General features: G+C 62.3%; 16 protein-coding genes. 14 read left to right on the forward strand and 2 right to left on the reverse strand.

Features of this window, described 5'->3' with window-relative positions:
• Nucleotides 1-35 precede the first annotated feature (35 nt).
• Complete coding sequence (locus ACILSQ_RS18195) at nucleotides 36-5906, reverse strand: alpha-2-macroglobulin (RefSeq protein ID WP_395745075.1); 5871 nt, start codon at nucleotides 5904-5906, stop codon at nucleotides 36-38.
• 176 nt (nucleotides 5907-6082) lie between these two features.
• Here ACILSQ_RS18195 and ACILSQ_RS18200 point away from each other — a divergent pair, with 176 nt between their 5' ends.
• The 11 genes from ACILSQ_RS18200 (at nucleotide 6083) to ACILSQ_RS18250 (ending at nucleotide 20535) form a co-directional block, all read left to right on the forward strand.
• Nucleotides 6083-8524 (forward strand): DUF1592 domain-containing protein, encoded by a 2442-nt coding sequence (locus ACILSQ_RS18200; RefSeq protein ID WP_395745076.1) that lies wholly within the window; start codon nucleotides 6083-6085, stop codon nucleotides 8522-8524.
• A gap of 25 nt (nucleotides 8525-8549) precedes the next feature.
• Nucleotides 8550-9911, forward strand: coding sequence for a DUF1552 domain-containing protein (locus ACILSQ_RS18205; protein WP_395745077.1), 1362 nt, complete (start codon nucleotides 8550-8552; stop codon nucleotides 9909-9911).
• Nucleotides 9912-9946: 35 nt separating this feature from the next.
• On the forward strand, nucleotides 9947-11170 hold the full coding sequence (locus ACILSQ_RS18210) for a hypothetical protein (protein WP_395745078.1): 1224 nt from the start codon (nucleotides 9947-9949) through the stop codon (nucleotides 11168-11170).
• 9 nt (nucleotides 11171-11179) lie between these two features.
• Nucleotides 11180-12151, forward strand: coding sequence for a hypothetical protein (locus tag ACILSQ_RS18215; RefSeq protein ID WP_395745079.1), 972 nt, complete (start codon nucleotides 11180-11182; stop codon nucleotides 12149-12151).
• Nucleotides 12152-12255: 104 nt separating this feature from the next.
• Nucleotides 12256-12966: an RNA polymerase sigma factor gene (locus ACILSQ_RS18220; RefSeq protein WP_395745080.1), complete on the forward strand. Its 711-nt coding sequence runs from the start codon at nucleotides 12256-12258 to the stop codon at nucleotides 12964-12966.
• Between the two features lie 42 nt (nucleotides 12967-13008).
• Complete coding sequence (locus ACILSQ_RS18225) at nucleotides 13009-15402, forward strand: serine/threonine-protein kinase (RefSeq protein ID WP_395745081.1); 2394 nt, start codon at nucleotides 13009-13011, stop codon at nucleotides 15400-15402.
• Between the two features lie 121 nt (nucleotides 15403-15523).
• Entirely contained in the window at nucleotides 15524-16360 is an 837-nt protein-coding gene (locus ACILSQ_RS18230; RefSeq protein WP_395745082.1) for a hypothetical protein, read from the forward strand.
• 45 nt (nucleotides 16361-16405) lie between these two features.
• On the forward strand, nucleotides 16406-17074 hold the full coding sequence (locus ACILSQ_RS18235) for an RNA polymerase sigma factor (protein WP_395745083.1): 669 nt from the start codon (nucleotides 16406-16408) through the stop codon (nucleotides 17072-17074).
• The gene (locus ACILSQ_RS18240; RefSeq protein ID WP_395745084.1) at nucleotides 17074-17460 is read left to right on the forward strand and encodes a hypothetical protein; all 387 of its coding nucleotides are present in this window, start codon (nucleotides 17074-17076) and stop codon (nucleotides 17458-17460) included. The genes ACILSQ_RS18235 and ACILSQ_RS18240 overlap by 1 nt, the downstream gene beginning before the upstream one ends.
• Nucleotides 17457-17720, forward strand: a complete 264-nt coding sequence (locus ACILSQ_RS18245; protein ID WP_395745085.1) for a hypothetical protein — start codon at nucleotides 17457-17459, stop codon at nucleotides 17718-17720. The genes ACILSQ_RS18240 and ACILSQ_RS18245 overlap by 4 nt, the downstream gene beginning before the upstream one ends.
• A 124-nt stretch (nucleotides 17721-17844) precedes the next feature.
• Entirely contained in the window at nucleotides 17845-20535 is a 2691-nt protein-coding gene (locus ACILSQ_RS18250; RefSeq protein ID WP_395745086.1) for a DUF1592 domain-containing protein, read from the forward strand.
• Between the two features lie 10 nt (nucleotides 20536-20545).
• Here the strand turns inward: ACILSQ_RS18250 and ACILSQ_RS18255 are convergent, their stop codons facing one another.
• A complete protein-coding gene (locus ACILSQ_RS18255) occupies nucleotides 20546-21124 on the reverse strand; it encodes a hypothetical protein (protein ID WP_395745087.1) in 579 nt (192 codons plus the stop codon).
• Between the two features lie 288 nt (nucleotides 21125-21412).
• Between ACILSQ_RS18255 and ACILSQ_RS18260 the strand changes: the two genes are divergently transcribed.
• Genes ACILSQ_RS18260 through ACILSQ_RS18270 form a run of 3 tightly spaced genes read left to right on the forward strand, consistent with a single transcriptional unit; the run spans nucleotide 21413 to nucleotide 24773 of the window.
• Complete coding sequence (locus ACILSQ_RS18260) at nucleotides 21413-22699, forward strand: DUF1552 domain-containing protein (protein WP_395745088.1); 1287 nt, start codon at nucleotides 21413-21415, stop codon at nucleotides 22697-22699.
• 4 nt (nucleotides 22700-22703) lie between these two features.
• Nucleotides 22704-23807: a hypothetical protein gene (locus ACILSQ_RS18265; protein WP_395745089.1), complete on the forward strand. Its 1104-nt coding sequence runs from the start codon at nucleotides 22704-22706 to the stop codon at nucleotides 23805-23807.
• Nucleotides 23808-23867: 60 nt separating this feature from the next.
• On the forward strand, nucleotides 23868-24773 hold the full coding sequence (locus tag ACILSQ_RS18270) for a ThuA domain-containing protein (RefSeq protein ID WP_395745090.1): 906 nt from the start codon (nucleotides 23868-23870) through the stop codon (nucleotides 24771-24773).
• The last annotated feature ends 106 nt before the right edge of the window (nucleotides 24774-24879 follow it).

The following is a 24879-nucleotide window of genomic DNA, read 5'->3' on the forward strand; positions in this document are numbered from 1 at the left end:
TGAGATAGAGGGACGTGAATGGTCCCTGTCCTGGGTTATTCGACAGTGATCTTTTTGCCGCCGCCATCGCGGCCTTTGAGGGCGCGGTCGTACATGCTTTCGGCGAAGGCGGGAGGAATGATGTAGGTGCCGGCGGCGATGGGCTTGATGCGGTAGGAGAAGGTCTTCAGCTCGCCTTTGGCGAGACGGCAGAAGAAGACATTGCGGTCTTCGCGAACGTCCACGTAGTCAGCTCCGGGCATGGTGCCGGTGCCGGGCTTGAGTCCGTTCGGTTCCAGCTCGAAGCTGCCGGGCATGAGATCGAGGAGGGCGATGTTGCTGAGCGCATCCGGCGAAACATTGCGCACGCTGAGACGAACCAACGCGCCTTCACCGACTTTGAGTTTTTCGACTGCTTTGCCCTCGGGATCGAGGATCTCGCGGAAGACCTCCAAGCCATCCGCAATGCGCTGGGCGGGAACGCCGATGTCAAAGCCGGCCTCGGTGACCTGATAGAAAGCACCGAGGTCGCGGCCACCGCCCTGCGCGAGCCCGAAGCGCACGGTGCCAGCCTGCGGACTGAACGGGCTCTGGACGAGACCAGTGGCCTCCGGCACCAGAACGACAGCAGCCCCGCCCGTGCGGGCAAGCTCGCTCAGTGAAACACGCACGTCCGACTGTCTGGCGAGGTCTGAATAAGCCTTGAGCGCGAGGATGGTGGTGGCGGCGCTGATGGTGTTGAAGCGGTTGCGGGCCAGCGGATCGGTGATGACGGAGAGATCGTCATAGCCGAAATTTCCGGCGAGCTCCGGGAAGTGTTTGCAGGCGAGAGCAAAGCCCTCCGCCTGGGTGACCTGGGGATCGAGATAATACCACCCATGCCACGCACCCTGGGCGCGGCCTTTGCGCACTGCGGCCCAGTAGTCCTGCATGAGAACGAAGGCCTCCTTGCGCTGCTGCAGCAGGGCATAGGTGCCCGCGAGGTAGGCGGCGGTGAGATGAGGACGCCAGGTCTCCCCATGCTTCTGCCGCAGATTGTCGCGGAGATTGAGCACGTAGGTGGAGGTGTTTTCTCCGTGACGTGTGAGCAGGTAGATGGCGGCGGCCTGGATGGCGGAGTCATCCAGGCTTTGCGCCGAACCGCGGGCCATCTGCTTCATCCGCGCGCGCGCGCCCTCGAGCAATGCGGAGGGGACGGCGTGTCCGGCATCGCGCGCCTCGGTGAGGAAGCGTGTGACATAGACGGAGAGGTAATCCATGCCCGCATCTGCATCTGACGAACCCCAGTAGCCGAAGCCGCCGTTTGGCTGCTGGCGGCTGCGCAGGAGAGCGAAGGCGTCGTCGAGCTGGCGTGCGGACTCCGCAGGGTCAAAACCAAAGTCCACCTCCTTGGCCAGCAGGAGGCGTGAAACCGCACGACTGGTGATCTGCTCCGAACAGCCGTAGGGATACTCATGCAGGTAGGACTCCAGTCCGCGCGTGAGGCCGAGGGGCAGCGCGGACACGGTGGCGCTGATTTTGCGATACTGCGGGAACATCTCACGCGAGACCTTCACATCGTGCGTGCGTTCGCGGAAGTAGCCGATCTGGACATTCGTGAGATAGGGCGCCGCGGGGCGCACGCTGAGCGTGGCGCGACGCAGGACGACCTGCCCGGCGGCCTCCGCCTTGAAGGTGATCTCAGCATTGCCAAGATCCTCCTTCACCCGCATGCGGAAGCGGACGGTGTCCTCCTTCCCCGTGGCGAGCGTGAGCGCGCCCTGCGGTGTGGCGATGACCTCGAGGTTTGGCGTGACCTGCGTGACGATGCTGATGGGCGCGGCGGCATCCGTGCCTTCAAGGTTGTTTGCAACGGTGACCGAAGCGGTGAACTCGTCCCCAGGTGCGGCGAAGAAGGGCACATTGGGTGTGAGCACGAGGGGGCCGCGCACGATGCTGCTGGTCTCCGCGCGGCCCACGGCCTCCTCCGCAACGGCGACGGCCATGACATTGAGCTTTCCGGCGAAGTAGTCCGGCACGGTGTAAGCCACCTCGCGGCGCTCCGGGCCGGCGGCGATGAGGCCGGACCAGAACACGACGGGAGGCTCGTTGCGGCGTTTGAAGGGGTTCAAGTTCAAGCGCAGGGGTTTGTCGGCATCACCACCGAAGGCCTTGTGCTGGGCGATGAGGGAGAACTCGGGGAGGATCAAGTCCATGAGCTGCTCCGTCTCCACTTCGAGGGCGCGTTTGCGGTTCAGGTGCGCGAGCGGGTCCGGGAGCTTGTAGTCGCTGATCTGGTGAATGCCTGCATCCACCGCATAGACGACAATGCGGCAGGGCTTTGCCGCCGAGAAACCGATTTTCATGACTTCGCCGGGCTTCACTTTTTCCGGGGCGTCGAGCTTCACCTCGATACGGCGCTTGTCGGGATTGGCAACGAAGTGATCCACGGCGTAGCTCAGCGGCGAGGTGAAGATTTCCTTGGAATCCAGAGCGCGGACGAAGGAGGCATTCACGTAGGCGGAGCCTTCCATCTCATTCGGCACGGTGATGTGCTGCACGCTGGCGGTGGTGCCGGACTTGAACCACTGCCAGCCAAGGACGCGCTCCCGCTCGATGGTCATGAGGCCAGCACCCGTGTAGGTGGCGCTGAGGCTGGTCTCCAGAGATTCGCCGCTGTTCCAGGTGGCACGCGCGAGCTTGATGCCCAGCTCCGCATCCCGCTCCATGCTGCGGTCGAGATCCCCTTTGCCCACCACCGTGAAGGGCGTGGCGCAGACGATGTTATTGTCGGGGTCCCGCAATTCGAGGCGGAACTCGCCGGCGGCATTGGTGGGCAGCGCGTAGGAGGCGCCCTCCACAGGCAGGGCAAAGCGTGTTTCCGAGACCATGGACTCGCGCCGGGTGGAGACGTAGGCGTAGCTGCCGCTTTCCTGCTTGGTGAGCACGGAGACGTGCCTGATCTGAATGAGGCGCGCCATGAGATCCTTCGGCGCGAGAGGCTTCAAGTCCGGCCCCACGGCGATGAAGCGCACGTTGGCCGCGGTGTCTTTGCCGAGGTAGTCGAGCTTCGCATCCGGCTTGTAACCGACAACGTACGGGAGCGCGGCGACGAGGAAGTTTTTTCCACTGCGCACACTGCGGCCGCCGTCTGCCTCGAAGCCCTCAATGAGCAGGCTGACCTGGAAGCAGCTCTTGTCGAAGCGCCCCATGGCGAGGTCAAACTGGGCGGCACCGTTTTCATCGGTGGTCTGCTCGCCGAGATTCACCTTCTGGCCGGCTTCGGTTTCCTCCGTGTCTTCCGCCTCGGGCAGTTGATTGTGGAAGGTGTAGTCGGGGAACTGGGTAAAGGCGAAGGCACCGGGGGTGAGCTCCATGCGGGCCTTGAGCAGGCGCTTGGCAGCCGGGAAGCCGAACAGAGTCTGCAAAGAGACGTCCGCTTTGATCTCTGTGGGCTGCAGCCAGCCCGCGAGCTCGTTGCCGGTGAGGGTGACTTCGATCTTCATGCGGTCGGGCTGGAAGTCCTCCACCTTGAAGGAGGTCTGACCGAGGCGGGTGCGCTTGTTCTCGTCGTCCTTCTTCACCAGATAAAGCCGGGCGATGTAGCGGCCTGTGGGATCACTTTCATCCGTCTTCATCTTCACATCGATGAAGCCGTCCGCGGAGAGAACGACTTTCTGAGTGTCGATGACTTCGTCCTTGGCATTGACGAGGTCCATCTCCAGCGGGAGACCGGCGAGGCCGGGCGCCCAGTCGCGGCGCTTCAGCACCGCGCCGACGTGGATGGCGTCTCCGGGGCGATAGACGCCGCGCTCGGTAAAGAGGAAGGCCTCCAGCGCCTCCTTTTCTGAGGCGAGTGCGCCGCCGATGTCGAAGCGGGAGAAATCGAGCAGGCGGTCGGGACGATCAAAGGGCAGGAAGGACAAATCATTCCCCAAGGTGGCGACGATGGCGACGGCGCGCTTCTCACGCTGGAAGCTGCCGACATCTGGAAGGAGCACATGGCCATCCGCGGTGGTCTGCTGGAGGAGGTATTCGCCATTCTTTGCCAGAACGGTGACGACCGCGCCATTGACGGGGTCGCCGGTTTTGATGCTCTGCACAAACACATCCCGCGAGCCATCGGCATTCTTTTTCACCATGAGGCCGAGATCGGTGACGAGGACGAAGCGCTTGGTCGAAGCCTGGTCCATGACCTGCCAGTCGTCAGCGACATCGTCCCCCTCCATGCGCTTTTTAGAGTCCTCCACGGGCTCCACGCCTTCTGCGGTGAGGAAGAAGAGGCCGCGGGAGGCGTCTGCGTCCGAGGTGTCCGGTGACTGGAGCGCGCTGGCGAAGTCGAGCACGGAGTAGCAGGCCTGGTATTCGTTTTTCATGGCCACGGGCTGCACGCGGCGGAGGAAGCGGGCGATGTTTGACTCATCAAAGTTGTCTCCCATGGTGAAGTAGGGATTGGCAAAATCGCCCTCGCTCATGACGACGAGGTGATTCACCTGCCGCGCGGGCACGCGGGCCATGCTGACCCGGAGGAAGGGGACACCGCGAGACTGCAGGGAGAGCTTGCGCTCGCCATTGAGGGCGAGGATGCCGCCCTTCCCCAAAAGCTGGACCTCGCGAGGGAAGGACGGGGTGTCATTAAAGGTACGGAACTCGGTGCCGAGCCGGAAGCCGCCGAGGGCCTGGACGCCCTTGGTGATGCGCACGAAGAGGCGGCCCTGCTTTTCGGCGAGGAACTTGAAGGCATGGCGCGTGGTGGCGGGGTGGTCATCACTGAGTTCCAGTTCGACGGGCTTCAAGGAGACGGGCGCGTATTTGCGGAGGAGATCCTGGGTGACGTCATTGGGGGCGGGTGAAACGTCGTTTCCCTGCGCGTCTTTGATGGTGAAGTCCTCTGGCTCCTGCCAGACGGTGAGGTTTTTGAGAAGGGTTTCCGTGGTGACGTAACCTTCGGTATTGATGAAGAGGAACTGCTCGGGTTCGCCGTCCTCGGTTTTCAAAATGTCGGTGCTGGCCTCTGTGATCTTGAATCCGCTCTCAGCATCCGGGACGCGCACTTTGGAAATGAGATCGGTGCCGAGTGAACTGCCGCCGAGGGTGCTGGTGAGCTCCTTGTGCACCGTGACCCTCACGAAGTCCTCCTTGTCCGGGATCTGGATGCGCGCGGTGCGGATCCAGAACTCGCGCTGGTGTCTCCCTTCGGTGACTGTGAACAGGGTGTCCGGCTTCTGGCCTTTCCAGTCGAAGATCTTCGAACCGCCCACGACCACCAGAGAAGTGAGGTGCTCCACCTGGACGCGATCCAGAGGATGGGTGGAGGTGAAGCCGACGACGACGTTTTGCAGGGTGGGATCGCGCGGGTCGATCTCGAATTCTGAAGTGGTGAGCGAAAGCCGCAGGGGTGGCGTCTTGCCCTTCCAGGTGGTGACTTTCATCTCCACGCCCTGGGGTAGCTGGGCGGGATCAAGCTGGACGGAGTACTCCTGGGCCGAGGGCCAGTCCTCCGTGGGAGTGAAGGTGAGCAGGCGGTCCGAACTCCACTGCCAGGAGCCTTTGTGCGCCGGCGTGAGGGTGACGCCGCGCGCCAGCCTGCCGGTGACATCGGGATTGGCCACGGAAGCGTCGAACCTCAACGTGATGGGCTGCGGCGCGGGCCTGTCTTTAACGATGGGAGTAACGCCGGGCATGGTGAGCGTGCCTGCGGCCTGACGCGCCACGGTGAGCGCGCGCGGTCGAGGCTGGTGGGCCGCGAGGTAGTGGCGCACCTGCGGCACGATGAGAAACATGGCGCCGGTGATGACGATGGCGCTGGCGTAGCAGCCGGGATGCCTGCGGAGGTGGTCGTCCGCAGCCGAGGCGAAACGAGGCAGCCAGCGAGGGGGCTGATAATGAAACTCTCCGAACAACGAACGTACCAAGCGAGACACCCACGAACCGGAAGAAGCGGACATAAAAGGGAAGGATTGTGTGCGGAGATTAATCGAGCGGCATTTGCCTGCGCGGGGAATCTTGAGGCAAAAATTGCAATGAATTCCCTTGATTCTGCGCAGCGCACCCTCCGGACAAGCCCCCCCGATAGTTCGGGGGTGATGCATGAACGAGGACGCGGGGCCGTATGAAAAACCGGATGCCCCACCGTGCCCTGATCCCCTGCCTCGCCACCGTCCTGCTGCCCGTTTTTTACGGAGCCGGGAGGGCGGCGCCTGCCGCAAGCCTGGACCCCAAGGTGCAGGCCTATTTTGAAGACCATTGCCTGAAGTGCCACGATGCGGATGTGCAGAAGGGGGACTTCCGCATGGACACGCTGTCTCCGAAGGTGGGATTTGAAAACACGCCGCAGTGGCTGGAGATCATGGAGCGGATCAACTCCGGCGAAATGCCACCGAAAAAGGAGAAGCGGCAGCCGGAGGCGAAGGCGAGCGCGCAGGTGGTGGAGTGGATCGCCGCGAGGATGAAGGAGGGAGAGCACGCGCGCATGGCCTCACGCGCGAAGGTGAACTACAACCGCCTGACGCGGGATGAGTATGTGAACACCGTGCGCGACCTGCTCGGCGTGGAATACGATGCGAAGGACCCCGGCGCGTTTTTGGAAGACCCGGAGTGGCACGGCTTTGAGCGCATCGGCTCCGTGCTGACGCTCTCGCCTTCGAACATCGAGAAGTATCTCGCGGCGGCGGAGACGATTTTGAATGAGGCGTATCCGGACATCATTCCTCCAGCGAAGAATGCGAAGCCGGTGACACCCTTTGGCGGGACGAAGCCGGTGCTGTATGAGGAGCAGATCAGCGAGCGGCATCGCGAGCGGCTCCGTGAGCTGGGGCTTCTCGACAAGGTGCGCTATGACATGTGGCCCGGTGACATCTTCCGCTACTCGTTGCTGAAGGACCCGCTGCCGGAGGCGGGCGTGTACGAGATCAGCTACACATTAAGCGGACTGAAGCCGGAGAAGGGACGCGCGCCGCGGATCAAGGTGTATGAGGCGAAGCTGGACCGCGTGCTGTTTGAGCAGGACATCGTCGCGCCCGAAGACAAGCCCGTCACCGTGACCTTCCGTGCGCATCTGCCGAAGGGCCGCCCGAATATTGAAGTGTACAATGATGTGCCAGGCCCCTCCAACCTGCCGCGCTCCGGCCGGCACGGAGAGACGCCGTTCATCAGCACAAAGATCGGCCGCATCCCCTGGCAGATGAAGCTGACGGATGAGCAGGGCAGGCCGCGCTACCCCTTCCTGATCATGGACTCCATCACCTGGCGCGGCCCGCTGGTGAGTGATGCGGAGAAGAAGCTGCGGAACGACTACATGCCGCAGGAAGAGGGAAACATGGACCAGGCGCGCACCTGCCTCGCCACCCTGGCACGCCGCGCCTTCCGCCGCCCGGTCACCGATGAGGAGCTGGACGGCTACATGGGCATCGTGAAGGCGGAGCTGGCGGCCAAGGAAAAATTCCGCGATGCGATGAAGGCGGGCATGCTTTCCATCCTGTGCTCCAAGAGTTTTGTCTTCCTGGCGGAGGGCGATGAGAATGCGACCCGGCAGATGCTGAACGACTGGGAGATCGCCGCACGGCTCTCCTACCTGCTGTGGAATACGATGCCAGATGCGGAGCTGTCTGCGCTGGCCCAGGGCGGCAAACTGAAAGACAAAACGGTGCTCTCGCAGCAGGTGGCGCGCATGCTGGCGGATGAACGCTCGACGCGCTTCACCGATTCGTTTGCCACCCAGTGGCTGCGGCTGCGCAAGGTGGGGATGTTTCAGCCGGACAAAAAGCTCTACCCTGACTATGACAAGGCTTTGGAGAACAGCATGACGGGAGAAACGAAGGCCTTCTTCCGCGAGTTGCTGCAGGGCGGCCACACGCTGCGCGATCTGATTCACTCCGACTGGAGCATGATGAATCCGCTGCTGGCGCAGTTTTACGGGCTGCCAGATGGAAAGGTGAGCGGGGAGGAATTTCAGCGCGTGTCGCTCCCTGCAGAAAGCCACCGCGGGGGACTGCTGACGCAGGCCTCCATTCTCTCGCTGACTTCGGATGGTGTGCGGCATCGGCCGGTGCACCGCGGTGTGTGGGTGATGGAGTCGATCTTTGGGAAGTCGCCGCCGCCACCGCCGGCGAATGTGGACCCGATCGCGACGAATCCGGCCGCGCCCAAGGCAACGCTGCGCGAGAAGCTGGAGGCACACATTCATGATGCCAACTGCGCCTCCTGCCATGGCAAGATTGATCCGCTGGGGCTGGCGTTTGAAAACTACGATGCCATCGGCCGCTGGCGCACCGAGGAAGTCACGGACGGGACGGGTTCCAACCCGAAGGTGAAAGCCTCAGGCAAGCTGCCGGACGGACGGGAGTACCAAAATGCGGACGAGTTTAAGAAGCTGCTGCTGGCGGATCTCGACGCTTTTAATGCCACCTTCATCGAAAAACTCGCGACGTATGGTCTGCGGCGCAGCATGTCCTTCGATGACCGCGAAGACCTGAAAGCCATAGCGGCGGCTGGCAAGGCGAAGGACTACCGCCTGAGAGACCTCGTCGAGGCCTTCGTTTGTTCTGACCTGTTCCAGAAGCGTTAACAGCACCCTCCCCCACCCTTCTTTTATGAGCAATCTGAACCTCAACCGCTGGCAAATCTCCCGCCGCCAGATGCTGCGCGGACTCGGTGCAACGATCTCCCTGCCGCTGCTGGAAGCCATGGACGCGCTGCCACCTCCATCCAGGCCGAAGCGCAGCGTGTTTCTCTACATCCCAAACGGTGTGAACACGTTGACCTGGCAGATTGAGAAAGCGGGCGCGGACTATGGATTCACGAAGCCGCTGATGCCGCTGGAGAAGCACCGCGCGGACATCACGCCGATCAGCGGGCTGCATCACCCGATGGTGCTGGGCAAGCACCACAACTGCGAAAAGGTCTGGCTCACAGGCGCGAATGTGCCGGGCGATGGCGGAGCCTTCCGCAACACCGTTTCCGCCGACCAGCTCATCGCCGAAGTGCAGGGCAACGCGACGCGTTTTTCATCGCTGGAGATGGCGATTGAGGGCACCTCGCTGGCGTGGTCAAAGGATGGCATCCAGCTTCCGGCGGAGCGAAACACGCAGCAGATTTTCAACATGCTCTTCGGCGTGGAAAAGGACAGCAAGGAGACGATCCGCCGCCGCCTGATGCGCCGTGGCAGCATCCTGGACCTGGTGGCTGATGATGCGAAGCGTGTGAACAACAAACTGGGCAGCGCCGACCGCAGCAAGCTGGATGAGTACCTGACCGCCGTGCGGCAGGTGGAGGAGCGCACGCGCCGCGCCGACGAATGGCTCAACGTGCCAAAGCCCGCCGTGCCCGCAGCCGAGGCCGCCCGCCTCCAGCGCAAACTGAGCATGGCCGAGGCCGGCGAGTACTACCGCCTTTTCTATGACCTCATGGTCATGGCCCTGCGCACGGACTCCACCCGCGTGATCACCTGCGGCATCGGCGGCGAGGGCAATGCCAGCGGCATCCCGGAGATTGGGATTTTGCAGACCCGCCACGGTCTCTCCCACCACAATGGCGACCCCGAGCAGCTCCGCCGCCTCACTGAGACGGACACCTTCCTCATCGGCCAGTTCAGCTATTTCCTGGATCAGCTCAAGGACCTCAAGGAGGAGGACAGCAGCCTGCTGGACACCACGCAGGTGCTCTGGGGCAGCGGCATGGCCTACGGCCACAGCCACGGCAATGCAAACCTGCCCACCATCCTCGCGGGTGGCAAAGCCCTTGGCTACAAGCACGGCACCCATGTGGACTTCAACCTGCCGAAGATCGGCAAGTACGATGTCTCCAACGCCACCGAACACTACAAGATCTGCTCCCGCCCCGTGGACAGCGACGCACGCGTGAGCAACCTGCTCCTGACCATGCTGCAGCGTGTGGATGTGAAGGCGGATGTGTTTCAGGACAGCCTCAAGCCGATCTCGCAGATTGTGGCGTAGAGCCGATCAGTCCACTCAACCGCACCCGATTTTCGATGCGTTTCCTCTTTTTCTTTTTCGCGCTCTCACTGGTTCACGCCGAGGACAAACCCAAATTCCGCACCGATGCCGACGGCCCGGTGAAGGCAACCGACAAGAGAAAGGCGCCGAAGGATCGGAAGGCTGAGGACCCGCCGGAGTGGTTTCAACTGGTGGAGGGGGAGTTTCCGCCGGAGGGGGCGGCGCATGCCGTTACAGGGGAGCTGATGCATGTGGACCATCTGGACCGGCGGTTTCAGATCCGGGTGGACCGCAATGACAGCCAGGAGCGGGGGATCTGGGACCTGCCGCTGGATGCGATGATGCTGCCTTATGGCTCGATCTGGTATCAGGGAGCGCCGGCGGCGCTGCAGGACATTCCGCTGGGCACGCACCTGCACGGGTGGTTTTACCAGATCGGGCTGGATGACAAAACGCCGCTGCCGGACACGTGGTACAAGCGCAAGACGCCGGAGTGGGAGTTCCGCCACTGCCTGCGGATTGAGGATGAGTTTTCGTTTCATGCGCGGCAGAAGCAGCTGTGGAAGATCGACAGCGTGGACCTGACCGCGAAGAAGGTCACGGCCACGCTGCAGGACAAGGGCAAACCGAGCGGGCAGCCGAAGCTGTTTGACCTGATGAGCAGCACGCGGGTGTACCAGGGGCACGGCATTGCAGACCTGAAGGCGCTGCAGCCGGGGCAGGATGTGCTGTTTAACCTGACCTGGGTCACGCTGTACGGGCCGGGCCGCATCACGGACATCTGGGTGGATGAGGAGGCGCGGGCGCTGGTGACGGCGAACCAGCTTGAGCGGCACCGGAGCTACATTCGTGAGCGCGGCCTGCCAGGGTGGGTGACGGCGGTGGATGATGAGCAGCAGCTCGTCACCGTCACCTTCTTCGAGAACGTGGATCCCAAACTCTTCGACGAGCTCAAAATCAAAGATCCCAATCTCCCGCCGCCCAAGGATGGCAGCCCGCCGCCGGTGGAGCCGCGTGGTGGACTGGCCGTGGCACGGGACACGCTCATGACTTATGATCCGGTGAACGACCGCAAGACGGGCAGTGTGCTGGAGGTGACGAAAATTCCCGTGGCGCCCGGGTGCAGCGGTGTGCAGATGAAGATCAAGATGGACATGATGCTGGAGGGCTACCGGCCGAAACGCGTGGTGCGCTTTTACCCGGAAACGTGGAAGGTCATCGCCCTGCCGAAGGAGGAAGAGTATTTCGGGAAAGAATAAACAGACGACATGAAACTCATTTTTACCGCTTTCACAGCCCTGGCGCTGGCACCGACCTGCTCCGCTGCGGACACACCTGCTCCGGCCAAGCCCATTCCGGTGATCACGCCGGGGAAGGTGATCATTCCATTTGAAAAGATGCGCCGGCCGTGGGGCGAGCTGATCAGCCTGGATCTGGCAACGCGGACGGGCAAGTTTCGCAGCGAGAGCAACGATGAGATCGTGAGCTTTACCGTGATGCCGTATGCGGAGCTGCTGCACCATGCGACGCTGGGTGATCTGCAGGATTTCAAAGTGGGCGAGCGGGCGATCTTCCGCCTGCACGTGAATGAGAAGGAGGAGTGGGTGTGGCTGACCTACATCCAGGATGAAATGAACATGATGAACGGCCACAAGGAGTACTTCTATGTGGACCAGATCGACACGGCGGGAGGCAAGCTGACGTGCACGTGGGCGAATTTCGACAAGAGCTTTGTGCGCGAAAAGAACGTGGTGATCGAGACAGACAAGGACACGCGCTTCTGGAAGGCGGGGCAGCCGGCGAAGTTCAGCGACATCCAGGCGGGCGACAAGCTGCGCACGAAGACGCATGGCGTGGGCAAGGGCAAGACACGCGTGGCCTGGGAGGTGTTTCTGGATGATGAAAGCCTGCTCAAGTTTCAGGCGGAGCAGAAGGCGGTGCATGCGAAGCGCGTCCTCGAAGAAGGGGCCCCGGGATATGTGGATGCCTCCGCGGGCAATCAGGTCACGCTGACGCTTTTCAATGAGGGGGAGGAGCAGATCAAGCGGCTCAAGCAGGGCACCACGGTACGGGTGGCTCCCGCAGGTGTGGATCGCAAGCCCACAGCGGCGCCCGTTACGGGCAAGGTTGTCACTGTGGGCAAGAATGGAAGGCAGGCGCAGGTGATGCTCGCGCTGGATGTGAGCGCGGAGAAATTTCAGCCGCCTGGCATTGCGCGGCTTTGGGTGGCGGAGAAGTGAGCCGTCCGAGGCCGGGCCGGCTGCCCGACGAACGGATTTGCATGATATTGAAATTCCCAGTGTAACCTTGGCGGACCCATCGCCAAGGTATTCACCAGAACCGCATGCAATCCGCTCAAGCCACCGGCAGCTTCATGTCCACACGCTGGACGCTGGTGCTGCGTGCGAACGAGGTCTCGCCGGAAGGAAAGGCGGCCCTGAGCGACCTTTGCGCCGCCTACTACAAGCCGGTGTTTGTCTTCCTGCGGCGGAGCGGATTTGACGAGGATGTGGCGCGGGACCACGCGCATTCGTTTTTTGCGCATCTGCTGCAGCGGGGCTTCCCAAAGCTGGAGCCGGGGCGTGGCAGGTTCCGCAGCTACCTGCTGGGGGCGGTGAAGTATTTTGTCAGCGGACTGCTGCAGCATGCGCGCAGGGAGAAGCGCGGAGGAGGCGTGGAGCATGAGTCCCTGGATGCGGATGATTCGGGGGAAATCCCCCTCGATGATCCCAAGGCGGCGCTGATGACGAAGGTGTTTGACCGGGAATGGGCGGTGGCCGTGATGAACCGGGCGGTGGCCGCGCTGGCCGCGGAGCATCCGCCTGAGCGTGGGGCACAGTTTGAGGCGCTGCGCCCGTGGCTGATGGGAGACGAGGCCGCCTCCCATGCCGAGACGGCCCGCCGGCTGGGCATGAGCGAGGGGGCGGTGAAGGTGGCGGTGCACCGACTGCGCAAACGCTTCCGTGAACTGCTGCGGCAGGAGGTCTCCCAGACGCTGGACGAGGACCAGGATGTGGAGGACGAACTGCGCTATCTTTGCACTGTGCATGGATAGATGGCTCTGTAACTTTTGACGGCGCATCCTCAAGGAACAGGCATGAGCACCAATGCAGCACCCACATGTCCTCAGTGCGGCCAGTCCATTCCGGAAGACGCCGCCAACGGCCTCTGCCCCCGCTGTGTGCTGGCCAGGGCGCTGGCGCCCACGGCCGATGGTCCCGCGGACCAGCATGAGCCGCCACCCCTGGAGGCGGTGCGCGCCGCCTTTCCTCATCTGGAAGTGACCGGACTGATCGGGAGCGGCGGAATGGGCGCGGTCTTTAAAGCACGCCAGCCACAGCTTGACCGGTTTGTGGCGCTGAAGATTCTGCCGGGAGAGCTGGCGGCGCGCCCGGGCTTCTCCGTACGCTTTCAGCGCGAAGCGCAGGCTCTGGCAAAGCTGAGCCATCCGCACATCGTCACGGTGCATGATTTTGGGCAGGCGGGCAGTTTCTTCTACCTGCTGATGGAATTCGTGGACGGGGTGAATCTGCGGCAGCTTCTGCAGTCCAGACGCCTCACCCCCAAGGAGGCGCTGAGCATCGTGCCGCCGGTGTGCGAGGCGCTGCAGTGCGCGCATGACCACGGCATTGTGCATCGGGACATCAAGCCGGAGAACCTGCTCATTGACAAGGGCGGGGTGGTGAAGATCGCGGATTTCGGCATCGCCAAGATGGTCGAGTGCGAGGCGGATGCCACCGCCGCTCCTGATGCGGCACGGAAAAGTGGGTCTGCATCACTTCCTCTGGGCACTCCGGGCTACGCCGCTCCTGAACAGGCAGGCGGCGGCGCCGACCACCGTGCGGACATCTATTCCCTGGGAGTGGTGCTGTATGAAATGCTCACGGGCGAGCGGCCGAAGGACAAGATCGAAGCGCCGTCCACACGGGTGCTGGTGGATGTGCGCATCGATGAGATCGTGCTGCGGGCGCTGGAAAAAACGCCGGAACTCCGCTTTGCCACGGCAGCGGAGTTTCGCACGCAGGTGGAGACCCTCGTGTCTTCGGGACCACGCGCGTCAGTGGCGCAGCAGCCGGCGCCAGCGAGGAGAAGCAGCCGTCTGGTGATGGCAGCGGCGGCGGCGCTGGCGGTGCTGATGATGTCGTGGCTGGTGCCCATTTTCCACCGAAGAGGATGGCTGCATGAGCGCGTGGCAGGCGCCGGCAGTCCCGGTCAGGATGTGGCTTCACATTCCGCCGCTGCTTTTGATCCCGTGGTTGAGCGCATTTTGCGGATGCCGGGCGCTGCGCCACATGAACATCAATACGCTCTGGATGTGGAGTCGGGCAAGTTTGTGGCGGCACCGCAGGATGTGTTGGAGGCCATGGAAATTCACGTGCGGGGCAGCCCTCCGCCAGCGGTGGATGAGAAGCTGCGGCAGTGGGCGGAAGACACGGGGGCGGACCTCGTGCTGCTGAGGACGGAGCCCCACATTGCCCTGGTGTTCTTTGGCAGCGGGCTGCTGTTTCCGGACCTTTCCTTTGCCAAGGCACAGCCCGGAGAGGCAGCTTCCCTGGTAGCGGCGTCGGGCCTTCGGGAATCCTCCCGGCCGACGCTGATCGTACCGTTTCAGCAGCCGGCACTGGACAGCGATGGAGCGCCAAAGCCGGTGCTGTTTCAAACCCGGGCCGGGCACACGGGCCTGCTGCAGGTGACCGGCTTTGCGGACAGCACGGGAAGCATCAAGGTACGCTGGAAGCTGCTGCGCCATGTGATGGATCCACGCATGGAGAGGGCTTCAGTTGAGGTCACAGAAAAGGAGACGTGCATCTTCCCCCTGCGGCATGCCTCTGCCAAAGCCATCCTGGAGAGTGGTCTGAGGGGCATCGTGGCCGCAGGCGTGGGGAATGAGGCGAAGACGACCGGCGACGACCAGCAGATCGTCATCAAGGCGACACAGGAGGTCATGAGCCGCGCGCAGACCTTCATCACGGTCATGGACTGGCCGGACGCGATTCAGCGCAACTGGGCCGAAGGACTGCCGCCGGTGATCGAATATCCGCGTGACACGGTGATGCACACGGCGCGTTCATTTTTCCATGCCTGCGCCGTGCAGGACACGCCGGAAATCCTCGACTCCCTGCTCTCGCCTGGCGTGCTGGCACAACTGAAGCATGAGACGGGCGGCAAGGAGTTCCAGGACTATCAGATGGGCGGCATACCCGATCCCGCATGGGAGGCCCGCCTGCGTGCCGACTGGCCGGGCAAAAGCGAGGCGCTGAAGCGCTTCATGCGTGAGTGGAACCGCCACCCGCTGAAGCGCCTCACCGAGCGCTCTGGTGTCGCGCTGGGCTTTGGAGTGAAGCATTTCTGTGACGTGGCATTTGAGGGAGCGCCGCAGAGCTCCTACGTGATCACGATCGAACCTGAACGCAGAGGCGGGACCACCGAACAGGCGCCTGCTTACTTCTTCAGCAGCCTGCCGCCGTGGTGGGATGAAAAGCAGCGGTGAGAAATGCCGGCAGGGCGCTTTTTGAGGATGAAAGTGCCGGACCTGCGTGGGTTTCCGACTCCGTCGTCGTGATACCGGTGAAGCTTCATCATTCATCCACCCCATACCTGCATCTGCCCCCATGAAAACACATCTCGCTCTCACCGCCGTCATGCTGCTCATCCGTGCCGAAACACTGCCGGCACAGACCACCGCCGCCAAACCGCCGGCACCAGCACCCGCACCCCCAGCATCCGTCAGTCCGGATCCTGATGGAATCATTCTCCTTCCGCCAGACACCCTGGAAAAGCTCGTGCATGGCTACATCGAGTTCAAGCTCATGCCCGACTGGAGAGATCACATAGGACACATGCCGAACATCCTGATGTCCCAGGAAGTGGGGGCACTGGAGGTGCCCGGTCCTCTGAGACTGCACAATGTCTCACCCCTGCAGGCGGTGGCGCTGACCGCGGCGGCGGTGGACTGCAGCCTGGTGCCGATTCTGGACCCGACACCGGCCACGGGAGGCCATGCCGTGACTCAGGCCGCCATCGGCTACCGGATCATCCGCAACAAGACAGCCCTTCCTGGCGCGGGCCAGGTCTTGTTCACGGCCCCGGCTGAACCAGCGGCTGCAAGCCGGAAAGTGGAAACACCAGAAGATACCAGCAGGCAGATCATTCGTGTGCACGCACTGGGAAACGCCCTGCGCGCGAGGTCCGCCGATGAAATCAAACGCGGGGAGACCGAGACCTTCCGAACGAGCGACGAGGCCGCCTTCCTGGAGATCATCCACAGCGCCCTGGAGAAATCGGCATCTGTCCCGGAACCCGATCTCATGCTGCACCCGCAGTCAAAAGTGCTGGTGGTCAAAGCGACCGCCGCCCAGCAGGAGATCGTGGAACAGGTGATCAAGGCGCTGAAGGAAAACAAGGAGGCCGAACCAGACGCGGCGGGCACCCGCAGTCCCAATCCCTGAGATGCCACAGCCTCTTGTCCCGACCCTCCCAAAACAAAAAGCGCCGTGACCTGCCCTCTGCCAGAGCCCTTTCCCGCGCCGCCGCCGTGGCCCGCCATCGCGGATGCGGGTGCGGCAGTGACGGCGGCGCCAGCGCCAGCAACGCCCGCGGAGGGGTTCAGCTTTGCCGCAGTGCCACGGCTGAGCGAGGCGCTGAAGCGCGGTGAAGAGGAGGCCTTTGCCTGGCTGCACAGCGCATGGGCGCAGCGGATCCACCGCTACTGCTTCGCCCTTGCCGCGGGTGACGAGACGCTGGCGGGGGAGATCGCACAATCGGTGTGGCTCCGGCTTATGCGCCACATCCGGACTCTGCCGGACGAAGCCGCGCTGTGGAACTGGACGGCATGCGCCGCACGGCACGCCGCAGCGGATCTCAGGCGCAAAGGCGGCCGGTATTTCCGTGTGCTGGCGCACTTTGCCAGATGGTGGCGGCCTGCGGCCACAGAGGCCGCAGACGATGCGGCAGATGAGCTGACCTCCGCTCTCGAGTCCGCCCTTGAACGGCTCGGCGCCATGGAGAGGGACCTCATCGAAGCCCGCTATTTTTCCAAAGAACCGCTGGCAGCGACTGCCGCGCGGCATGCCCTGAGCACGCGCGCCATCGAAGGCAGGCTGGCACGCACCCGGGAGCGGCTGCGGCTGCTGGTCGCGGAAGAACTCCAACATTTACCCTGATGAAAACCCAAGAATCCAAAGACCTCCACCTGCTGCTGGACGCCGTGCTTTCCCCAGAATCCGGGCATGCCGGCCCGACCTGCACGGAGGTACTGGGGCTGCTGCGGCAGGAAAGCCGGCGGCAGCAGCAGCGGCGCGTGCGTATCTCCATGGCGGCCGGCGCGGCCTGCCTGCTGGCCGCCCTGCTATGGAGCCATAACCATGCATCACTGCCGCACACCGCACCCGGCACGGCCACGACATCGAGGCCACCATCTGATGAGGCAGCGCCACTGGTGCTGCGGCAGGTGGGAGATGCCCAGCTCTTTGCCCTGCTGAAGGACACCCCGGCAGCGCTCGTGAAACTGCCGGATGGCACAGACCGGCTTCTCATCCTCGAACCATGAGCTGCCGTTCCTCGCCATCTCACGACAACGGCACACAGGCCGTGGCACCGGACATGTGTGACAATGCAAAGAATGGCCGGCGTCTTTCCGGCCTTTCGCTGGCCTGGCCACTTCTCTTCCTGCCACTGGCATGGAGCGTGGGCAGGCTGGAGGCGGCGCTGCTGGTGCTGGGCGCCCTCGTCCTTCAGGCGGTGCTGCGCCGGCTCATGCGTGCGCGCCATTCCGCCAAGGGAGCGCGCAGGGCGGCGGGAGAAGGCTGAGCCGCGCACGCACCCGCACGGGGACTGCTGCTTTTTTGAATGATTCGGATGAATTTTGTTCGTCCGGTTTTGGCCCTGGAGGGGAGATACATTTCGCGTCCTCATGCGTTTGTTTTTCCCTCCGATGATCCGTTCGTTTTTGCTTTTCGCCCTCTTGCTGTCTGCCAGCACGTTTTCCCAGGCCTCTGATGCGGCGGGCCGCGCGGTGATGAATCAGCGGCACAAGGCTTTGTTTCAGGAGACCTGCGTGTCCTGCCACGGTCCGGAAAAACAGAAGGGGAAGTTCCGCGTGGATGACCTGCCGTTTGAAATCAAGGACCTGGAAACGGCGGAGAAGTGGCAGAAGGTGCTGAACCAGATGAACTCGGGCGACATGCCGCCGGAAGATGAGAAGCAGCCGACGAAGGAGGCGAAGGCGGATTTTCTGGATGATCTGGCGAATGTGATGGTGGCTGCGCGACGCACCCTGGGAGATCAAAAAGGAGTGATCACCATGCGGCGGCTGAACCGGCGCGAGTACAAGAACACGCTGCGCGAATTGCTCGGGGTGGATGTGAACGTCTCGGACCTGCCCGCGGATGGTGGGGGCGGATTTGACACAGTGGGAGCAAACCTCTTCATGTCGGCGAACCAGTTTGAGCAATATCAGGTGATCGCACGCGAGGCGATGGAGGAGGCCTTTGCGTGGCAGGCGGCGGCGGGCGTGGAGAAGAAGCTGCACTATGAGGGTGAGACGACGACGCCAGTGGTGCGCAAGTTTGTGGACTACCAGATCGATGCGCAGAAGCGCGCGCAGAACTGGGTGAAGGCGGTGGAGGAAGCGGCGGCGAAGCCGGAGAACAAGGAGATCGTGGCGAAGATCCGGAAGGAATCGAAGAATGAAAGCATCTTCCGTCGTGAGTGGGCGCGGATTCCTGGTGCGCCGAATCCGCGGAGCTTTGGCTTTGACAAGAAGGGCGAGAATGACGCGGACCTGGCCAATGATTCGCTGGCTGCAGGATGGCTGAAGTATCACCAATACTACGTGGCGCAGCCTGCGGTGGACAAGGGCGCCTACCTGGGCACGCAGACGCGGCATCCGGCGGAGCTGAATGTGAACTACATCGAGCTGCTGGTGCCGTTTGACTGGCCGGTGGGGAACTATGTGGTGCGCGTGTGCGCCGGTGCCACCAAGGATGCACCGCCTGAGCGGCGCTTCCTGGACTTCGGCATCTATGCACGCACGGGGCGTGTGATGGCGACGCATGAGATCACGGCGAGCATTGAGAAGCCGCAGGTGATCGAGATTCCGCTCACACTGACGCGCAGCAACATGACGCGGGAAAACCGCCTGCTGTTTGTGCGTGAAAAAGGAAGCTGGGACACGAACGAGGAAGGCGGGCGCAAGCGGGCGGAGGCGGTGAAGCGAAATGGCATCGGCCCTGAGCTGACGCTGTGGGTGGACTGGATTGAGGTGGAGCGTGTGCCGGATGCTGCGAAGGCAAAGCCGCCGGGGATTGTGGCGCTGGGGATTCCGCTGGATGACAAAGCGCCTGCGCCTGCTGTGGCGGAAGTGCGCGCGGGATTGGAACGGTTTGCGACGGAGGCTTTTCGTGGGACGTCACCGACGGCGGATTATGTTGATCGGCTGGTCAGACTTTATGAAGTGCGGCGGAAGGCGGGAGACAAGCACAGCGTGGCGCTGAAGGAGACGCTGGCGGTGGTGCTGTCGTCGCCGATGTTTTTGTATCTGGCGGAACCGATTGCCGATGAGAAGCACCGGCCGCTGACGGGAGCGGAGCTGGCGACGCGGCTGTCGTATTTTCTCTGGAGTGCCCCGCCGGATGCGGCGCTGAGAGAACTGGGCAGAAAGGGTGAGCTGATGAAGCCGGAGGTGCTGGCGGCGCAAACGGAGCGGCTGCTGAATGATGCGCGCTCGGCGGAGTTTCTTGAGGCTTTCACGCATCAGTGGCTGGGGCTGGATCGCATCGATTTTTTTGAGGTGAATCGCACGATGTATCCGCGCTTTGACAGCGGAACGAAAGTGGCGGCGAAGGGGGAGATTCATGAGACGATCGTGCATGTGGTGCGGAAGAATGCGAGCCTGCGGGATTTGCTGAAGGCGGACTACGTGATGATCAATCGCGTGCTGGCGCACTACTATGGGATTCCGGGTGTTAAGGGGGACGGGTATGAGAAAGTGATGCTGCCGAAGGATTCGCCACGTGGGGGACTGCTGGGCATGGCGGCGATTCATTTCATGGGAGGCAATGGCGAGCGCACGAGTCCGGTGGAGCGTGGGGCGTGGGTGCTGCGCAAGCTGCTGCATGATCCGCCACCTCCTGCGCCTGCGAATGTGCCGGCGATCACCCGGCTGGCGGGCAAGGTGCTGACGACGCATGAGCGGCTGCTGGCACACCAGGAAGATCCGCAGTGTGCAAGCTGCCACCGCAAGATTGACCCCATCGGTTTTGGGCTGGAGAACTTTGATGCCGCGGGGCAGTGGCGCACCGAGGACAGCTACATGGCGGTGGATGCGAACGGGAAAGCGGATGCCAAGACGAAGAAGACGTGGACGATTGAAGCAGCGGCGGCGCTGTACAAGGGGCCGGCGTTCAAGGACTTCTTTGGGCTGCGGGACATCATTGCCTCGAAGTCAGATGCGTTTGCGCGTGGGTTCAGCGAAGCGCTGCTGGAGTTTGCACTGGGGAGGCCGCCGGGGTTTCGCGATGAGCCGCTGATTGCGGGCATGGTGGAGCGGGCCGGGAAAAAGGATCTCGCGATTCGTGAGTTCATTCACGCGCTGGTTGCGAGCCAGGAATTTCATACGAAATGAAAGCTTCGAATCAGCCAGCACCAGCCACATCGAGCGCCTTTCGAAGCAAATCGGAGACGCCGACTTCCTCCGCACTCTGTTGGAGCAACTGGGTGTCGAGGCGTTCGCTATTAAGCCTCAAAACCCCCAAAACGTCCTGCCATTGGCGTTCTGAATCTTCGCCGCCAAGACGATACCATTCCAGCTTTGCCACCACGATGTCCTCAGCGCAGCACACGGAGGCCTCGGTGCTGCTACCTTCGGCGACTGGCATCCTGCGTGATCTAGCAAACTCGCCTCCATCAAAGCGGCGCGCTTTTGGCACGAAAACATCCACCTTCATTGCCGTGGCAAAGTGGATCAGATTGAATGACGACCTCTGCTTGAGCGCATCCATGATGTCTCCTTCGTCCGCATACCATTCATCGCCGAGCAGCTTGATCAAAGGACGGACATGTGATGGAAGCAGGTCCGCCATGATGTCCGCGTCGAATGTGGCGCGCGGAATGCCATGGACTGAACTGGCAAGCGAACCGCCTAGAAACCAGCGGACCCCCAGCTCATCGAGGACATTCGCCGCAGCCAAGGCAGCTTTCAGGGTATCATCCATGCACGTTCAGAGGGCCATAGACCTTTGTGGCGAGTTCGGGTCCCAGAAGTCTCTCCGAAAGATGACGGTGCAGTTCGGCCTCGGTGAAATGAGGAAACTGCCGCCGCAGTGCGGCACGGCTCATCTCGCGTACAGATTGACTCCATCCCACGGCCATGGACAGTCTCTTTGTCGGGGTCATGGTCTGCAAAGCTCGCAGACGGATCTGCTCGGCTTGGATCGTTGTATCCGTCATCATTGTTTACTCCTGTCACATTTTTGCATTCTCGCAACCAGCACCCCATGCCTATGAAAAGCCGTCGTCATTTTCTTCAATCGAGCACTGCGCTTATTGCGCTTCCGGCAATGGAGTCGCTGGGGTTTCGGAGGTTTGCTTCGGCGGCGGTGCCGGCTGCACCGCCGAAGAGGCTGGTGTTTCTGGGTTTTGGGTGGGGGATTACGACGGAGTCGTGGTTTCCGGACATCAAGCAGCCGGGTGCGGACTACACGCTGCCTGAGGGGCTGAAGCCCCTGGCGCGGCACAAGGCGGACTTCACAGTGGTGCAGGGTCTTTGGAACAAGTACAGCAACGATGGGCACTGGGGCAGCACGATGTGGCTGACGGGAGCGAACCGTTTTGGGGAGCCGGGGCAGAATTTTCACAACAGCATCTCGGCGGATCAGGTGGCGGCGGCGAAGCTGGGGCTGGACACGCGCTTTGGCTCGCTACAGCTCAATGGGAGTGAGAATGCGGAGTCCTCGGGGCATGGGCCGGGACTTTCGATGGCGTGGGATGTGAGCGGCAAACCGATCGGCGGGCACAAGGGGCCGCTGGAGGCGTTTCACCGGCTGTTTTCAAAGGACACGACGCCGATTGAGCAGCAGAAGGCGATGCTGGCGCAGAAGCGCAGCGTGCTGGACACGGTGATGGAAAACGCGCGCACGCTGCAGCGCGGGCTGGGCAAGACGGACAAGGGCAAGCTGGAAGAGTATTTCCAAGGCATCCGCGACATCGAGACACGGCTGAGCAAGGATGAGCAGTGGATCGGTGTGCCGCAGCCGAAGGCGCCGATCCCTGAGCCTGCGGCCGGTCTGGCTGGGAAAGAAGAGATCAAGATCATGTATGACATCATGATCGCAGCAATGCAGACGGACAGCACGCGGGTGCTGACGTACCGGCAGCCGGTGAGCACGCTGCTGACGAGCATCGGCATCAAGGTGGCGCCGCATGACATGAGTCATTATCATTCCACGCTGGGAGAGAAGCTGGAAGCCTCCAAGCAGCGGGACCTGACGCAGAGCGAGCTGCTGGCGGGTCTTATCGACAAGCTCAAGAACACGAAGGAAGCGGATGGCAGCCGCTTGTTTGATCATGTGGCGCTGGCTTATGGCAGCAACATCCGCACGGAGCACAGCCTGGACAACTGCCCCACGCTGCTCACGGGTGGCGGCGCGGGGATCAAGCTGGGGCACAACATCGTGGCGCCGAAGGACACACCGCTGTGCAATGCGTGGCTGACGCTGCTGCATGGCATTGGAGTGAATGTGGAGCGGCATGGCGACAGCTCGGGTGTACTGAAGGAACTCATGGCTTAAATTGATGAAGACGTCTTTTTTCATCGCGGCGCTGCTGGTGGCGAATCTGCAAGCGGCTGATCTTGAACTCACCGAAACGCTGCAACTGCCGGAGTGCCACAGCATCGGCTGGGTGCGGGCGAATACGCAGGTAAAGGGGCAGAAGAACTGGGATGGCGTACTCGATGAGGCGAAGTGGGGCACGCCTTCGCCACAGCAGGCGGTGGAGCGAAGCTGGGACTGGAAGCTGAGTGATGAGCAGTGGCTGCAAGCAGTGAAGGACAAGGGCGAGGGCAAAAGGGAGGACGTGAAGTTTGACCTGTGGATTCCCGAGGGTGTTGCGATGGCGAAGGGCATCGTGGTGATGTCCGGGCACGGCAGCGGGGAGGCGCTGTACAAGCATGCGGAGCTGCGGAAGATCGCGCGTGAGCTGCAGCTGGCGCTTTTTAAGTTCAATGGGAATCCCATGCAGCGTGGCTTCTGGCCGAGGAGCCTGCTGTATGAACGGCTGAAGACGTTTGGAGACAGGGCCAAGCACCCGGAGCTGGAGAATGCGCCGCTGTTTCTTTACGGGCACTCGAATGGCACGGGGTTTTCCGCGATCTTCCCGGCGGACAGCTCAAGGGTGTGGGGATGGGTGTCGATGAGGCCCGGCACGACGTACCAGGTGTATCAGCCGGGGGCGGCGCAGATTCCAGGGTTGGTGATTTTTGGCGAGGATGACCCCTTCTTTGCCCGGCCGTCCAAAGCGGAGAACATGGGCGTGGTGGAGGCGATGCGGAAGAAGCACCACGCCGTGTGGAATTATGCCGTGGAGCCGAAGACAGGACATGGGCCGGGGGAGAAGACCTGGCCGCTGGTGTTTTCCTTCCTTCGCCACACGTTTGCCGCCCGGGTGCCCGCAGATTCCGATCCTCTGAAAGGGCCGGTGAAGCTGAATGCGCTGGTGCTGGAGAAAGGCTCTCTCGGTAAGAACTGGGATCCTGCGGCGGGCGGGTATCAGACGCTGATGACGGCGCCGTTTGTGTCGTTTACCGGGGACAAAGACACGGCTTCCTGGCTGATCAATGCGGAGTATGCGGCGGACTGGCAGTCGTTTCAGAAGGAGGGGCAGGTGGCCCGCCGGTGAAGATTGGAAGACATTTCGCCGCGAATGTGCTCGTTTAGGGGATCAGCCATTCCACCACCTATGATTTCCCGTACTCGCTTTCTCCTCGCGCTCGCTGCTTCTGCCACTTTTGCCGCTTCATCTTGGGCGGCGGACAGCGTCAAGATTGTCCTCGTGGCCGGAAAGGTGAAGGAGGTGGACAAGGTGGGGCATCATGACTACCTGGGCGGCTGCCGGCTGATGCAGGCCCTGCTGAAGCAGAATCCTGGCGTGGATGCGGTGCTGGTGAATGAGGAGTGGCCTGCGGATGAGAAGGTGTTTGATGGGGCGTCTGCGGTGGTGTTTTACACCGACGGCGGCGGCAAGCAGGCGTATCTGGCGACGCCGGAGCATGTGGCTCTGGTGCAGAAGATGGCGGATGGCAAAACGGGACTGGTGAACCTGCATCAGGCGGTGGAATTTACGCCGGCGTTTGCGCAGCAGTCGATGAGCTGGACCGGCGCTGTGTACAACGGCCTCTCAAGCCGAGGCCACTGGGACAGCGTGCATGATGTGTTTCCGAAGCATGCAATCACACGCGGTGTGACGCCCTGGAAGATCAATGATGGCTGGCTGAACCACCTGCAGTTTACCGAAGGCATGAAGGGGATCACGCCGCTGGTGTGGTCCGGGAAGGAGAAGCTGGGATCTCCCGAAGGCGGGGACAAAGACATTGTGGGCTGGACTTATGACCGTCCGAGCGGTGGGCGTTCGTTCAGCTTCAGCGGGCTGGATGCGCATGGTGCGTGGGAGCAGGCGGGCATGCGGCAGCTGGTGATCAATGGCGTGCTGTGGTCCGCAGGTGTGGAGATTCCGGCGAGTGGTGCAAAGTGCGAAGCGGACAAGGCGCTGATCGATTCGTTCATGACGCCGAGGATTGCGCCGCCGAAGAAGGTGAAGGCGGAGGGGGCGCCGGGAGCGGCGGCGGAGAAGCCGGAGGTGAAGTGAGGGAGGGGGATGCTGATTTAACAACGCAAGAGATTAGAAGACCGCAGAGAAATCCTTCCGGATGGACGCTCTGCGGTTTTTCGTTTTCTGAGGTTTGATTGGGGTG

The organism is Prosthecobacter sp. (assembly GCF_044227185.1).
GTDB lineage: Bacteria > Verrucomicrobiota > Verrucomicrobiia > Verrucomicrobiales > Verrucomicrobiaceae > Prosthecobacter.